Raw genomic sequence first — 14,358 nt, forward strand, 5'->3', positions numbered from 1 at the left:
CTGTTGCCGCGGCTGATCATCATCGTCATCATCGCTGCAACAACATTGTCGTCGCGTGACCGCCAGAGGCGTCGAGTATACCCATCATCATGATGAGCATGGCCATCAGGCTCCGCGCTAGCCGCTTATTGGCCCTGCAATGCGTCAGGGTGGGTTTTCGCTGTTGTCCATCGGATTGATATCCTCGGAAATCTCCTGTCGCAGTTTCGGCCCCTTGGCCAGGCGCCTGCCCAGGGCCGTCACGAAGGCATCGTAGCGTTCGGCCGCCTTGGCACGCGCGGCTTGGGCGGCGGGCTCGGGCAACGCCGGCGTTGTCGTCAGCCAGAAACGGACGAACACCGCCAGTGTCTCGACCGCAATGCCGATATCGCGCTCCTGCCTGGCCAGACGGCGGTCGACCTGGTCGAGGCGTTTGGCGATAGCAGCCTCGCGGCGTGCATCCGCATCCGGCGACAGGAACGAAGCCAGTGCGGCTTCCGCAATCATGGATTGGGGTTGACCACGCCGCGCCGCATAATCGCCAAGCATCGTCATGATGGCCTGATCGAGATAGACGGAGATCTGCACCTTTTTTTGCGAGCCGTCATGACGCTTACAACTCCATGCCGTCATCGGGGTCCAGGGAAACCTGCCGCGCAACGCCCTGCATGAGGCGCGCCAGGCGTCGGTTGCGGACGGCATCATCGTCGTCGGCATCGTCGGCCGGTTCCATCTCGAATTCATTCTCAATGGGCGCCGCCTTCTCGACCGCCTGCACCCGATTGAGTTCTGCCTGCAGGCGGCGCTCCGATCCCGTTGGATCGCCATCGCCCTGCTGTAGCGTTCCGGAGACTTGTGTCGCCTCAGAGTGAGCCAGGATCGGCAACTGGCTCCAGTCGTCAGGCTCGGCCTTTTGCGACCGCGCCAGTTCGGGTGGCGGCAACACGCGCTCCTTAAAACTGGCGTCCTCGTAATACCGGGCCTTCTTGGCCCTGATCGGCGGCGCGCCCGCCACCATGACGATCTCGTCAGTCGGCGGAAGCTGCATGATCTCGCCAGGAGTGAGCAACTGCCGCGCAGTCTCTTGCCGCGACACCATGAGATGCCCGAGCCAGGGCGAAAGCCGGTGACCGGCATAGTTCTTCATCGCCCGCATTTCGGTTGCCGTGCCGAGTGCATCTGAGACACGCTTGGCGGTTCTCTCGTCGTTTGTGGCGAAGCTGACGCGGACATGGCAATTGTCGAGGACCGAGTTGTTGGGGCCATAAGCCTTCTCGATCTGGTTGAGCGACTGCGCGATGAGAAAGCTTTTCAGGCCATAGCCGGCCATGAAAGCCAGCGCGCTCTCGAAGAAATCGAGGCGGCCTAACGCCGGGAACTCGTCCAACATCAGAAGCAAGCGGTGGCGGCTTGTCTTGGTAGTCAGGTCCTCGGTGAGGCGGCGACCGATCTGATTGAGGATGAGGCGGATAAGCGGTTTGGTCCGGTTGATGTCCGAAGGCGGCACGACGAGATAGAGCGTTGCTGGTTGCCTCCCCCGACGATGTCGGAAATTCGCCAGTCACAGCGCCGGGTCACGCCGGCGACAACCGGATCGCGGTAAAGACCGAGGAAGGACATCGCGGTGGAGAGCACACCCGAGCGTTCATTGTCGGATTTGTTGAGCAGCTCGCGCGCCGCACTGGCGATGACCGGATGCGGGCCGGCATCTCCCAGGTGCGCGGTCTTCATCATCGCCGCAAGCGTCGATTCTATCGGGCGCTTGGGATCGGAGAGGAAGGCCGCGACGCCGGCCAGCGTCTTGTCCTGCTCGGCGTAGAGAACATGCAGGATCGCGCCGACCAGCAGCGCGTGACTGGTCTTCTCCCAATGGTCCCTCTTCTCCAGGCTCCCTTCCGGATCGACGAGAATGTCGGCGATGTTCTGCACGTCGCGAACCTCCCATTCGCCGCGGCGGACTTCCAGAAGCGGGTTGTAGGCTGACGATCTCGAATTGGTCGGATCGAAAAGCAGCACGCGACCGTGCAAAGCGCGGAAGCCTGCGGTGAGCTGCCAGTTCTCGCCCTTGATGTCGTGGACGATCGCCGAGCCCGGCCAGGTCAGAAGCGAAGGCACCACCAGGCCGACGCCTTTGCCGGACCGGGTCGGGGCGAAGCACAACACATGCTCTGGCCCGTCGTGACGCAGATAATGGCAGTCATAGCGCCCGAGCACGACACCATCGTTATCGATTAGGCCGGCTGCCTCCACCTCTCGCTTCTCGGCCCAGCGCGCCGACCCGTAGGTCTGGACAGTCTTGGCTTCGCGCGCCCGCCACACCGACATGCCGATGGCAACGATGATCGAGAGGAAGCCACCGGACACGGCGATCAATCCGCCTTTCACGAAGATAGAAGGCGCGTAGGCGTCGTAGAAATACCACCACCAGAACAGAGCGGGCGGATAATAGACAGGCAACCCGGCGATCTCGAACCAGGGCGGACCGAGCCCCATCTGGAAACCGAGTTGCCATGCGGTCCATTGTGTCGCCGCCCAGGTCGTCGCCAGGGCGATCAGGAAGACCGTGAGGATCTGGCCCCACAGGATTTTCGTGGCGGACATGGTTGTTCCTTTCTTCCAGTGTCAGAGGCCGAGACCCTTCTTGCGGCCAAAGCTCCAGTCGATGCCGCCGTCGCCACGTGCGACACCGGAGACGTGCTGGCCGAGATGCTTTTCAAGTGAGGGCGTCCAGGGGACGAGCTGGAAGCCGAGCCCGTCGTCGATCATGGCGAAACGGCCGGAGGCGAGTGACAAACGCTGGCGATAGGCGCCGGCAACAAAGTCTCCGCTGGCGGCGCGCTTGAAGGGTTTTCCGGTGTCGGCGGCGAGCCTGTCGCCCAGCGTCTCCAGTTCCGCACGTCGCAGCGTGTCGAGCAGGTTCCGGGTGAAGACGACCCGTCTGCCTTGGCGCTCCGCGAACCCCTGTTTGACAAGATGTTCGGCGCGCCGGTCGAGGGCTTCGCGAACCTCGGCGCCGAAACCGGCCTCGGCCAGGGCGGCCGGTTCGCGCGCGATTGCCTGACGGTCGAGCCAGGTCGCACCCGATGCCGTGATCTGCTGATCCACTCCAAGGTCGGAGCGCACGGCGAGCGCGGCCCGGCGTTGACCGCGCGCATCATCGAATTTTCGCAGCTCGACAATCGATCCCGGTGCGCTGTCGCCGGCCGCCTCCAGATCGGAGAGCTTGATGTGATGGGTGCGTCCGTCGACGCCGTCAACCACGGCATAGGCCGTGCCGATCAATTCGTTATCGAGCCCACGATCGACCAGCCGGCCGACAACCGGCGTCTCCAGGCTCTCCGCGGCCAGGACATAGTTGGCTGAGCCACCCTCGATGCCAGCCGCACTCATCGCGCGGTGGATGCGCTTGATGACGTCGCCGCGCTCACCAAGCTCGCGCAGTGCTGCTTCGGCCCGTTCGTCGATTGCCCATTGGCCAGGCCCGGCCTGCTGGGCAAGACCAAGGGTCTCGAGCTTGCGCAGGCGACCGATTTTCAGAGCGTGATACTCGTCCGGTTGCCTTAGGCGAGATGGCGCGAGATCGATGATCCCGTTGTCACGGCTGTCGCGAAGCAACTGCCGATCGAGTTGCGTCCACCGCTCGGACTGGATCTGGCTTTCGAGCCCGTGGCGGATATCGAGATCGCTGCGCGGACCGAGTTCCTGGGTCACCAGATCGCGAGCCCGGTCGCGCATGCCTTCCTTGATGTAGTCACGCGCGATGACCAGATCCTGGCCATCGTCGCGAACTCCACGCACGATCAGGTGAATGTGGGGATGCTCGGTGTTCCAGTGATCGACCGCCACCCAGTCGAGCCGCGTGTCGAGGTCCTTCTCCATCTGCCCCACCAGATCGCGGGTGAAGGCGTTGAGGTCCGCCATTTCGAGAGCGTCGTCCGGCGAGACGATGAAGCGGAAATGGTGACGATCGTCCTTGGCGCGCGCGGCGAAGGCGGCGCCATCGGCATTCTCCGTCCCCGGCCCGAACAGATGCCCCTTCTCCCCGTCGCGGCTGACACCCTCGCGGCGCAGATAGTTGAGATGGGTGCCAAGTGGAGCGGCGCGCAGGGAATGACGGACGACTCGCGCCTTGACGACGGCGCTGCGCGACCGCGAGGTGATGAGGCGGTTGGCCTGGATGCTGGCGCGCTGACCGTGACCAAAGCGGGAGCGGCCTGCTTGTACAATCCGGCTCGAGCGCGAAATACCGCCGCCGGCCTTTTTCGCCGCGGCCAACGCCTGCGCAATGAAGGGCCGGGCCTGCTGGGCGCGCGTGGAGCGGATGCGCCCGGGTCGAATGCGAAACTCGCGCTCATCAGCCATGGCGCGGCACCGCAATGTGGAAAAAGGAAAACAAATACAATATCTTGGCTGCTCCATACACATTGCGCGGGTGGCCGGCAATGTGCGGAACGCGCCAGAAAATCAAGCAAGAACAACCAACCAACCGCCGCGCAATGTGCGCCCTTTTAAGCACGCGGCGTTGCGCCGGCAATGAGACGGTTGTGGGTCTGACGCCAATAGTCCGGTGCGACTTCAGCCGGATCGAGACCGATCGCTTCTATCGCATCGATCCGTTGGAGAACCCGCTCAACCTTGTCCCAGCCTGCGATCTTGAGCAGGATCTCGCCGCCTGGCCGGATGTGAGGCAGCGTCTGATACGGTTCAGCGGGCAACACCGCGCGCACGATGTCGATGCGCGAAACGACAGTGCCAAAGTCATTCGCCGCCCAGCGCACGAACGCAAAGACACTGCCCGGCGCAAATCCGACGACGCGGCGCCGCTTGTCGATGATCGTCTCATGGCCAGCACGTCCGAAGCGGATGCGGTGCTCGATCCGCTTCTCGATCCAGATCAGCTCGACCGTCGTGAGGTCGCCGCGCGGCGGCGATTGGGGAGACGACGTCATGTGTCGTCTCCCTCGCGCCGGCCAACGCACCGCTGCCTCTTCTCCCCACCGTCAGTCCGCGGCTTGCGCGCAAGACTGTTAGATTGAGAGTTAGACTCTAAGTTAAGGGCGTGATTTTCCGTTGCGGGCTCGTCCGTTAAGGCCGATCGCGGTTCCCGAAAGCACGAGGAGGCGGTTCCCGATGGCACGATAGTTCGGGTTCCCGATGGCACGATCCTGTCAACCGGCGCGGGCGCCGGCTCGAACGGCAGCAGCACACGACCGCTGGCTGCGACTTCCGTGAACAGCAGATATCCCGGCAAAGGTTGGCGGCGCACGATGTCACGCAGTTCGAAGGCAAAGCGCTTGAGCGGCGACAGGCTGCCGGACTTCTGATGCAGATGCCGGATGTCGAAACGCCAGCCGGCGCGCTGGCGTCCGCCATGCTTGCGCACCAGCCGATAGAGCCAGCGCTCCAGGCCGCCCGTCAGGCCGAAATAGGCCCGGTCGATCGTCAGGATCAGCGCATCGTCCATGACAGCGCGATAGAACCAATCCGGCAAAATCAATTCGACGCCGAGCGGGTGGCCGTTTCGATCGAAGCGCTCCTGCCACTCGTTGATCCACGAGAAGCGATGGCGCCGGCCTTCGGCGGGTTGGCGAATGGAGGTGACAACGCTTGTCGACTGCAGGCGATCGAGCGCCGCCTTGAGGCGCAAATAGTCTCGCTTCGAGACACCGCGGCCGACGAAGGTGAGCATTTCGTATGGTGTCGCAGCCATCAGGCGCGACGTACGCAATCCGGCGTCCCGCGCGCTGACGATCTGGCTCGCGGCCCAGATCAGGATATCGGCGTCCCAGATCGTCGCCATGCCGTGATCTGGCATAGCCTCGACGCGGATAGCCACATCGCCGGCGCGAAAGTCGATCGGCGCGATGCGCCTGGATTTGGCAAGCGAGAAGAAGGGATAGGCCATGAGATCCTGCGCATCGCGTGGCGCGACAACACCGGGCAGCGCGTGGAACAGATCAAGCTGTCCGCGTTCCGACGGTTGGCGTGGTCGTGCCGACATAGGGGAGATCAGCCGGGTCAGCGCCTCTCGCGCCCGGCGTACGCGATTAGGCGGGCGGCTTGAGGCTTGGCGGGCAGCACCGAGCCATGCGGATCGGATGTCGACGTCATGGCGCCGCGCTGGACCCAGGCCTGGAGGTCGTCGACGGCGTAGACGACGCGGCCGCCGAGTTTTCGATAGGCGGGCCCGGTGCCGTAGGTGCGGTGTTTTTCCAGCGTACGCGCCGAAAGGCTGAGGAAATGCGCAGCTTCCGAAGTGCGCAGGTAGCGCGGCGGCAATGGCGCGGCGTCGGCATTCATCGGGTGTCTCCTTGTGGCCGTCGCGATTGAACGGCGATCGATGGTCAGGATGGAGGAGTGTGGAGACGGTGATCAGGTGCGCAATTGAGGGGCGCTATTTCGCACTGCCACGAGTTCTTGAGGGAGTGGCGTCGGCGCGCATCAAGCAGCGCACCTGATGAAAAGACGCCGGTCATGGCCGCAGGCGGCGCGGAAAGCTTCCGCGGTCACCGGCAGAAGGCGCCTCGCCCGACATCGGGCGAGGCGTCTGCCAGTTCACTCGCCGTTGCGGCGGTTGGGGCGGGACCAGATGAGGCTGTGCCCCTCGCCTTCCTCGTCGGCGAAAAGGTTGGCGTAGATCGGAGCGGTAAAGCTCGGATCGTCCAGCTTGAGCCCGAGATAGTCGCGGCCCTCATTGGAGCGCTTGGACCAGGCGGCGCCGATTTCGGCCTTGCCGACTACCACGCGGTGGCTTGGCGCGTTCTCGCCGCTGGCCCGGGTGTCGGGGACGATGCGCACGCCCTTGGCCTGAACGCTGAGGGTGACGATCTCGCCGGTGAACTCGTTCGCATTGGTCTTCTTGAAAGTGCCGATGGTAGCCATTTTCAGTCTCCGTTCTCTTCGTTTCCGAGCCCGCACCATGCGACCTCGATGGCGATCGTGGGGCCGAAGGCGACCGCCGCCGCATCGCTTGCGACCGCAGCAAAGCGGAGGATGGTGCAGGCGCGCGTTTCTTGGTTCCGCGAGGAATGGGCATGCCCAGGGGAAGAAACGCGCGACGCGCCGTTGCGGCATAGGCGATCGAGGCTTCAGCCGTCCTTCGGCCAAGATCAGCCCGTTCGAGAGGTCATTGGTGCACTCTGTGAAATGAAGGAGGCAGGCAATGAAGGCATCGGTGGGCTCAGAACCGATGCGGACTGGTTCGCAAGATGTCAGCCTACAATGGCTTGACCCGCATCAAAGCCCTTGCCCATCCGGTTCCAACCGCACGACCCCACATTACGAAAGGTCCTGTTGGGGCCGTAAGTAGAACGTAGCCCTCCGGTGAGGGCCGTCTTGTCGGCTGAGGGCGAACGTCGGAAGTCCTAGGGACAATTCTAGGAGTAGCCCTATGACGACGGCGCGGTTGGAAGTGATCACCTCGGTCGAGAGGTGCCGGCGCTGGTCACGGGAGCAGAAGGAGCGTTTGGTCGCCAGCGTCATTCGAGCCGGGAGTATCGGTATCCGAGGTCGCGCGATCGGCCGGCATTCACGTCAGCCAGTTGTTCCGATGGCAAGGAGCTGTGCGATCCGGTCGATACCGGTGCCTCGCAATGGTCCCGTTGGAGTTGCTCACCGTCACGTTGGCTACGGGCCCGACGAACAGTGCGCCGCCCAGTCCAGCGCCGCCGCCACCACCGCCGGCGGGGTCGGGGTAGCCGAATCGATGAAATCTTGCGTCGCCGCCCTTGCCGCCCTGGCCTTGGCGTTGGCGATGGTGAGATCGTTAATGGCTACATCGCCGGATTGCACGAACAGGCCGCGATACTGGTTGTTGCCCGACAGCGTGTGGTTGTTGCCATTAATGGTCACGTCGCTACGCACCGTGGGCAGGTTGGCACTCAAGGTGATGTCGGCTTTGAAGGTGATGGCGTCACGCTTTTGGGCGTTATTGATGGCGCCCTTGAGCTGTGTCTCACTGGTGACAATGTGATGGTGACGGCACTTCCCGGAAACGCTGCCGACATCATGCCCACCGCGGCGAGGAAAATAGACAGCGTCAGACGCGATGCCAGCGTCCATCTGCCCGGCTCCCGAAGTTCCCGCATTGGGGGGTTCTCAACCACGTGTTGACAAAGGAACAACACGGCAAGATGCGCATAGCCTCACCAGGTGATGCCGAGCTTGAGCTTGCCGGAATAGTTCTTCACGTTGCCGGAGAACTCGCCCTGGAAGGCGGCCGCGGCGAAGACGCCGGAGGGAGAGGTGTATTGGGCGCCGGCGTCGATGAGCAGGGCGTTGCGGTCGGGCTCGGCGCCGTCGATGGTGAAGCTGCTGGCGGGAAGAGCCTGGAAGCCGGCGCCGAAATTGCGGTCGGTGCCGCCATTGATCGCCCATGCGGCGCGGCCGCTCAGCGTCAGTCTGGCGCCGTCTTCGAGCGCGATCGCATGATCGAGCCGGGTACCGAGCTCGACCCGGGTCGCGGTGCTGGTGTCGCTGTCATAGTGAAGCGCGAAGGGTCCGGCGCCGCTCGACGTCTCGGAATAGGCCGGCAGGTGATAGGAGATCGCCTGGAAGGCGGCATAGGGCGAGATCGCCACGACCGGCGTCTCAAAGCGGTAGCCGGCCTCGGCGCGGCCCGAGAAGGTGTGCGCGTCGAACTTGCCGGTCAGCGTGTCGCCAAGCACTGTGCGGTTGGTCTCGACGGCGTTGAAACCATAGGCCAGCGCGCCGGAGAGATAGGCATTGCCGAAACCCTGCCGGCCATAGATGCCGGCATTGAAGGTGCCGGCATCGCCCTCGCCCAGCCCATCGGCGAGCGAGAAGTTCGACCAGCCGCCGCCGAGGGCGATGCTGACCAGCGTCTCGTCGAAGCGGTGGCTGACACCGCCGACCAGCCCGAAGGTTCGAGCGTTCGTATCGTGCGATCCGACGAACGGATCCCCGCCCGTCTGCTCGGAGCCGCCATAGGCCGCGCCCCAGGTGCTCCAGCGGCGGGCAAGCACCGCCTCGACAGGATCGGCGGCATGGCTTGCCGACATGTCGAGCGCGGCGAAGCTGCCCTCGCCCGCCGCCTTGTCGTCCTCGGCATAGGCCGCGGCGCCGCTCGCCGCGCCCTCCGTGCCGACAGGCTGGGGCCCGCCCTCGCCCTGCCCGTCGAACACCGCCAGGAACCGATCGGCGCTGTCGATGCCGGCCATGATGGCACCCGCCGCGATCTCGCCGGAGGCGGCTGACAGCCCGTTCGCATCGAGCCTGACGAATTCCGCGGGCAGCCTGCCATTGGCTTCAAAATGCTCGAGCGCCCTGTCGGCCACGGTCCGTTGGTTCCGATTGAGGGCACTAAGCTCAGGATCGGTGCGGTCGGTGCCCGTTACCAGGTACACATTGTTGGCGTCATAGCTGAGGCTGGTCTTGAAGCCGGGCAACGGCGCGTCGCTGAGACCGGCGAATTTGGTGCCGCCGAGACCGCCCGTGGCATTGAGGATGGTGTAGTTCCTGGAAACAGAGCTGCCTGCCAGGAACGTGACATCGACGGTGCCGCCCGAAAGATCGGCGGAGCCGGTAGCGTTCGCTCGGTCGGCCGCGCTGCCGGAGACCTCGACGGCGTAGACCGAGCCGGCGCCGAACGCAAGGTTCCCGATGATATTGATCGTGCCGATCGAATTCCCAGGCGAAAGCGTGCCGCCGGCCAGCGTGGCGGCGCCGACACTGCCAGTGCCGCCAAGTGTTGCGCCCGCATTCACCGTCAGGCTCGAAAAAACGATCGAGCCGTTCGCCACAAGCGTGCCGGCGTCGACGATCGTCGCGCCGGTGTAGGTGTTGTTGCCGGAGAGAAAAAGCGTGCCGGTACCGGACTTGACCAGCGTGCCGGTGCCGCTGATCACGCTGCTCCAGGTCAGTGGAGCCGATGCAACGAAGAAACCGCCGCTGTTCGTGATCGTGACGGGGCGATTGACCGTCTGTGCCGAAGCATCCGAAGCTAGCCCCATCGTGCCGCTGTTCAGATTGATGGCGCTGCCCGCGGCGCCTAGGCTGGCGCCGGTAGTGAACAACAGCGCGCCGGCCGAAACGGTCGTGCCGCCCGAATAGGTATTCGTACCGGAAAGGATCAGGTCGCCGGAGCCGGACTTGACCAGCACGCCGCTTCCTCCGATGACGCCGCTCAAGGTAAGGGCCTTGCCTGGATCGACGAGCAAGACGCCGTTACCCCTCAAAAGCCCGACGGGCCGGGAACTGGTGAAGGTCTCGGAGGCGTGCAGACCGCCGCCGTCGAGCAGGTGGAGATGGGCATCTGCCTTGCCGAGTTTGGCGTCGGAGGCGACAAGCAGGGTTCCGCCTTCCACCCGCGTGCCGCCCGTATAGGTGTTCTCGCCAGTGAGCGCGACCTCGCCGTTGCCTCGTTTCCAGAGATTGCCGGTGCCGGACACGATGCCAGCATAGGTGCCGCTGCCCGCCTGATCGAAGAAGATGGAGGCATTATTGTTGATGGTGATATTGCGCTGCAGGCTCGACGTGTTGCCCTGCAGGATGCCGGCATTGACGATGGTGCCGCCGCTATAGGCGTTGGCGCCGGTGAGAACGGTCACGCCGTCGCCATTCTTGATTAGAGACCAACTGCCGCTGTCGGCGCCGGTGCCGCCAGCTCCGGTCTGGTCGATGATGATGTCGCCTATGGTCTGTGTCTGCCCGCCGCTGGGGGCGACGCTGAACGACCCGTTGCCGTGAAGGAAGATGCCCGAACCGATACCCTGGCCGGGATTGCCACCACACACTGGAGATATTGGAAGGCCTTTGCACCCGTTTTCCACTCCACCGTCACCGCCCGCAACGGCATTTCCGGAAATGTTGAGAGCGCCGGCCAGGGTCAGGCTGCCGCCCTCCTGAACGAAGATCGCACCGCCGAGACCGGCGCCGCCGCCGCCGCCGGCACTGGGGTCCTTGCCGTTGCTATTGCCGCCGCCGAAGCCACCGGGCACAGCCACTGAGTGGAAGATATCGCCGTTGCCGCCGGCGCCGCCGCCAAAACCGCCGGAGCCACCTCCATTGGGGCCGCCGCCACCGCCACCGCCGAAGCCACCGGGGTGGCCCTGGCGCTCAAAGGCGTGGGCACCGTCGCCGCCGCCGCCTGTACCGCCGCCACCATTGACGACAGGGCCGGCGTCGCCGCCGTTAGCACCGGTGGGCCAATAGCCACCACCGCCGCCACTGGTCCAACCGCCGGTATCTGGCCTGAGCGCGCCGCCGTTGCCGCCATGCGCCTGGTTGGCCTGCAGGTTGACGTTGCTCACCGTCACGTTGGCGCCGCTGGCGACGAACAGCGCGCCGCCCAGTCCAGCGCCGCCACCGCCGCCGCCGCCTCCAATATACAGCTCGCCGCCATACCTTGCGTCGCCTCCTCTGCCGCCCTGGGCCTTGGCGTTGGCAATGGTGAGATCGTTGACGACTACTGTGCCGGACTGGACGAACAGGCCGCGATACTGGTTATTGCCGGACAGCGTGAAGTTGCCACCGTCGATGGTCACGTCTTTCTGCACGGTGGGCAAGTTTGCGCTCAGGGTGACGTTCGCGGTGAAGGTGATGGTGTCGTTTTTCTGGGCGCTACTGATGGCGTCCCTGAGCGTCGCTTCGTCTTTGACAATCCAGTCAGTCTCGACAGCACTTGCCGGAAGCGCGGCCGACAACATGCCGGCTACCAGGAGGATGGCCAGTACCAGGCGCGAGCCCGATGTCGACAGACAAGTTTCCCCGAGCAGAGCCGTCGTCAGATGAGCCCGCCTCGGTGCATCGATTTTTCTACCCATGTGCTTGACCCCAGAAGTCCCCCGAATTTGGGGGATCTTGAATTGACTGTTGACAAAGGAACAACACGGCAAGATGCGCATAGCCTCACCAGGTGATGCCGAGCTTGAGCTTGCCGGAATAGTTCTTCACGTTGCCGGAGAACTCGCCCTGGAAGGCGGCCGCGGCGAAGACGCCGGAGGGAGAGGTGTATTGGGCGCCGGCGTCGATGAGCAGGGCGTTGCGGTCGGGCTCGGCGCCGTCGATGGTGAAGCTGCTGGCGGGAAGAGCCTGGAAGCCGGCGCCGAAATTGCGGTCGGTGCCGCCATTGATCGCCCATGCGGCGCGGCCGCTCAGCGTCAGTCTGGCGCCGTCTTCGAGCGCGATCGCATGATCGAGCCGGGTACCGAGCTCGACCCGGGTCGCGGTGCTGGTGTCGCTGTCATAGTGAAGCGCGAAGGGTCCGGCGCCGCTCGACGTCTCGGAATAGGCCGGCAGGTGATAGGAGATCGCCTGGAAGGCGGCATAGGGCGAGATCGCCACGACCGGCGTCTCAAAGCGGTAGCCGGCCTCGGCGCGGCCCGAGAAGGTGTGCGCGTCGAACTTGCCGGTCAGCGTGTCGCCAAGCACTGTGCGGTTGGTCTCGACGGCGTTGAAACCATAGGCCAGCGCGCCGGAGAGATAGGCATTGCCGAAACCCTGCCGGCCATAGATGCCGGCATTGAAGGTGCCGGCATCGCCCTCGCCCAGCCCATCGGCGAGCGAGAAGTTCGACCAGCCGCCGCCGAGGGCGATGCTGACCAGCGTCTCGTCGAAGCGGTGGCTGACACCGCCGACCAGCCCGAAGGTTCGAGCGTTCGTATCGTGCGATCCGACGAACGGATCCCCGCCCGTCTGCTCGGAGCCGCCATAGGCCGCGCCCCAGGTGCTCCAGCGGCGGGCAAGCACCGCCTCGACAGGATCGGCGGCATGGCTTGCCGACATGTCGAGCGCGGCGAAGCTGCCCTCGCCCGCCGCCTTGTCGTCCTCGGCATAGGCCGCGGCGCCGCTCGCCGCGCCCTCCGTGCCGACAGGCTGGGGCCCGCCCTCGCCCTGCCCGTCGAACACCGCCAGGAACCGATCGGCGCTGTCGATGCCGGCCATGATGGCACCCGCCGCGATCTCGCCGGAGGCGGCTGACAGCCCGTTCGCATCGAGCCTGACGAATTCCGCGGGCAGCCTGCCATTGGCTTCAAAATGCTCGAGCGCCCTGTCGGCCACGGTCCGTTGGTTCCGATTGAGGGCACTAAGCTCAGGATCGGTGCGGTCGGTGCCCGTTACCAGGTACACATTGTTGGCGTCATAGCTGAGGCTGGTCTTGAAGCCGGGCAACGGCGCGTCGCTGAGACCGGCGAATTTGGTGCCGCCGAGACCGCCCGTGGCATTGAGGATGGTGTAGTTCCTGGAAACAGAGCCGCCTGCCAGGAACGTGACATCGACGGTGCCGCCCGAAAGATCGGCGGAGCCGGTAACGTTCGCGCGGTCGGCCGCGCTGCCGGAGACCTCGACCGCGTAGACCGAGCCGGCGCCGAACGCAAGGTTCCCGATGATATTGATCGTGCCGATCGAATTCCCAGGCGAAAGTGTGCCGCCATTAATGATCGTCGACGGCAATATACCGGTGCCGCCCACCGTCGCGCGCGTATTCACTCTCAGGCCGCGAGACGAAGCGATCGAGCCGTTCGCCAGAAGCGCGCCGGCGTTGACCGTCATGCCGCCGTCGACGCTGCTGGTGCCGGTGAGGGTGAGTGTGCCAGGGCCGTTCTTGGTGAGCGTGCCGGTGCCCGTCATGTTGCCGGCATAGGTGCCGTCGAAACCCTGGTCGAAAATAACGGCGGCATTGTTCAGGATGTTGCCTTGCAGGCTAAAGGTCGTGCCCTGCAGCGCGCCGGCCGAGACGGTCGTGCCGCCAGCGTAGTTGGCGGCGGCGGGCAGGATCAGCGTGCCGGCGCCGATCTTGGTCAGGCTGCCGAGGCCGGTGATGTTGCCGGCATAGGTGCCGTTGGCTGCTTGGTCGAGGACGACGGAGGCGTTGTTGGTGATGTGGCCCAGCAGGCTCATTGTATTGCCCTGCAGGACGCCGGCATTGACGGTGGTGCTGCCGGTATAGGCATTCGCGCCAGTGAGGATGAGGGTGCCGTCGCCAGTCTTGGTGAGGCTGCCCGAACCCCTGACGACACCGCTCAAGGTGAGGGACTTGTTGGCGTCCACGAGGATAGCGCCACCGGCGCCTAAAAGCCCGACAGGGCGGGCGCTGGTAAAGGTTTCCGAGGCGCGCAGAGCCCCGTTGTTCAGGTCAACATGGGTGCCGGCTGCGCCGAGCTTGGCGTCGGAGGCAACCCACAGGGTCCCTCCTGCCACCTGCGTGCCGCCGGTGTAGGTATTGTTGCCGATGAGGACCAGCGTGCCGGCTCCGGTCTTGAAGAGGCCACCGTTGCCGCTTATGTTGCCGCTCCAGGAGAGAGACTGGGATTGCGCCGCCACATCGATCCCGCCACCGTTGCTGGCCAAGGTGATATTGCGGCTGATCGACGTCGCCGCAGGTGTGTCCGTCATGGTCCCGACTGCACCACCGTTCAA

At 64.7% G+C, this 14,358-nt stretch carries 9 protein-coding genes and 2 pseudogenes; 1 reads left to right on the forward strand and 10 read right to left on the reverse strand.

The window, feature by feature from the left end; genetic code table 11:
• Positions 1-144: 144 nt before the first annotated feature.
• The 7 genes and pseudogenes from ACIU1A_RS18855 to ACIU1A_RS18885 all read right to left on the reverse strand — a co-directional run bounded on the left by ACIU1A_RS18855 (position 145) and on the right by ACIU1A_RS18885 (position 6,861).
• Complete coding sequence (locus tag ACIU1A_RS18855; RefSeq protein ID WP_404924960.1) at positions 145-612, reverse strand: CopG family transcriptional regulator; 468 nt, start codon at positions 610-612, stop codon at positions 145-147.
• Positions 593-2,580 (reverse strand): annotated as a pseudogene (locus ACIU1A_RS18860) (conjugal transfer protein TraG). The gene ACIU1A_RS18855 and the pseudogene ACIU1A_RS18860 overlap by 20 nt, the downstream one beginning before the upstream one ends.
• Before the next feature lie 21 nt (positions 2,581-2,601).
• Positions 2,602-4,341 carry a relaxase/mobilization nuclease domain-containing protein gene (locus ACIU1A_RS18865; protein ID WP_404924961.1) on the reverse strand — a complete coding sequence of 580 codons (1,740 nt, stop codon included), beginning with the start codon at positions 4,339-4,341 and terminating at the stop codon, positions 2,602-2,604.
• A 146-nt stretch (positions 4,342-4,487) separates the two neighbouring features.
• Positions 4,488-4,928: a DUF2840 domain-containing protein gene (locus ACIU1A_RS18870; RefSeq protein ID WP_404924962.1), complete on the reverse strand. Its 441-nt coding sequence runs from the start codon at positions 4,926-4,928 to the stop codon at positions 4,488-4,490.
• Positions 4,925-5,980, reverse strand: coding sequence for a replication initiator protein A (locus ACIU1A_RS18875; RefSeq protein ID WP_404924963.1), 1,056 nt, complete (start codon positions 5,978-5,980; stop codon positions 4,925-4,927). Before ACIU1A_RS18875 ends, ACIU1A_RS18870 begins: the two co-directional genes overlap by 4 nt.
• A 17-nt stretch (positions 5,981-5,997) precedes the next feature.
• A complete protein-coding gene (locus tag ACIU1A_RS18880; protein ID WP_027042654.1) occupies positions 5,998-6,279 on the reverse strand; it encodes an AlpA family transcriptional regulator in 282 nt (93 codons plus the stop codon).
• A 255-nt stretch (positions 6,280-6,534) separates the two neighbouring features.
• Complete coding sequence (locus ACIU1A_RS18885; protein ID WP_113190782.1) at positions 6,535-6,861, reverse strand: DUF736 domain-containing protein; 327 nt, start codon at positions 6,859-6,861, stop codon at positions 6,535-6,537.
• 608 nt (positions 6,862-7,469) lie between these two features.
• Between ACIU1A_RS18885 and ACIU1A_RS18890 the strand changes: the two are divergent.
• Positions 7,470-7,676: pseudogene (locus ACIU1A_RS18890) on the forward strand (transposase); the annotation flags it as partial.
• On the opposite strand, the gene ACIU1A_RS18895 reads toward ACIU1A_RS18890, so the two are convergent.
• The 3 genes from ACIU1A_RS18895 to ACIU1A_RS18905 all read right to left on the reverse strand — a co-directional run bounded on the left by ACIU1A_RS18895 (position 7,606) and on the right by ACIU1A_RS18905 (position 14,334).
• A complete protein-coding gene (locus ACIU1A_RS18895; protein ID WP_404924964.1) occupies positions 7,606-8,040 on the reverse strand; it encodes a pectate lyase-like adhesive domain-containing protein in 435 nt (144 codons plus the stop codon). The pseudogene ACIU1A_RS18890 and the gene ACIU1A_RS18895 overlap by 71 nt on opposite strands.
• An 83-nt stretch (positions 8,041-8,123) precedes the next feature.
• Positions 8,124-11,762, reverse strand: a complete 3,639-nt coding sequence (locus ACIU1A_RS18900; RefSeq protein WP_404924965.1) for an autotransporter domain-containing protein — start codon at positions 11,760-11,762, stop codon at positions 8,124-8,126.
• 85 nt (positions 11,763-11,847) lie between these two features.
• Complete coding sequence (locus ACIU1A_RS18905; protein ID WP_404927963.1) at positions 11,848-14,334, reverse strand: autotransporter domain-containing protein; 2,487 nt, start codon at positions 14,332-14,334, stop codon at positions 11,848-11,850.
• Between the last annotated feature and the right edge of the window lie 24 nt (positions 14,335-14,358).

The organism is Mesorhizobium maamorense, from assembly GCF_044998965.1.
In the GTDB taxonomy this organism is placed as follows: Bacteria; Pseudomonadota; Alphaproteobacteria; order Rhizobiales; family Rhizobiaceae; genus Mesorhizobium.

Bases quoted from the DNA above. Each gene is read 5' to 3' on its own strand.
- ACIU1A_RS18865 (WP_404924961.1), bottom strand. From the start codon at position 4,341: ATGGCTGATGAGCGCGAGTTTCGCATTCGACCCGGGCGCATCCGCTCC.
- ACIU1A_RS18905 (WP_404927963.1), bottom strand. From the start codon at position 14,334: ATGACGGACACACCTGCGGCGACGTCGATCAGCCGCAATATCACCTTG.
- ACIU1A_RS18880 (WP_027042654.1), bottom strand. From the start codon at position 6,279: ATGAATGCCGACGCCGCGCCATTGCCGCCGCGCTACCTGCGCACTTCG.
- ACIU1A_RS18895 (WP_404924964.1), bottom strand. From the start codon at position 8,040: ATGGACGCTGGCATCGCGTCTGACGCTGTCTATTTTCCTCGCCGCGGT.
- ACIU1A_RS18870 (WP_404924962.1), bottom strand. From the start codon at position 4,928: ATGACGTCGTCTCCCCAATCGCCGCCGCGCGGCGACCTCACGACGGTC.
- ACIU1A_RS18855 (WP_404924960.1), bottom strand. From the start codon at position 612: ATGACGGCATGGAGTTGTAAGCGTCATGACGGCTCGCAAAAAAAGGTG.
- ACIU1A_RS18875 (WP_404924963.1), bottom strand. From the start codon at position 5,980: ATGTCGGCACGACCACGCCAACCGTCGGAACGCGGACAGCTTGATCTG.
- ACIU1A_RS18900 (WP_404924965.1), bottom strand. From the start codon at position 11,762: ATGGGTAGAAAAATCGATGCACCGAGGCGGGCTCATCTGACGACGGCT.
- ACIU1A_RS18885 (WP_113190782.1), bottom strand. From the start codon at position 6,861: ATGGCTACCATCGGCACTTTCAAGAAGACCAATGCGAACGAGTTCACC.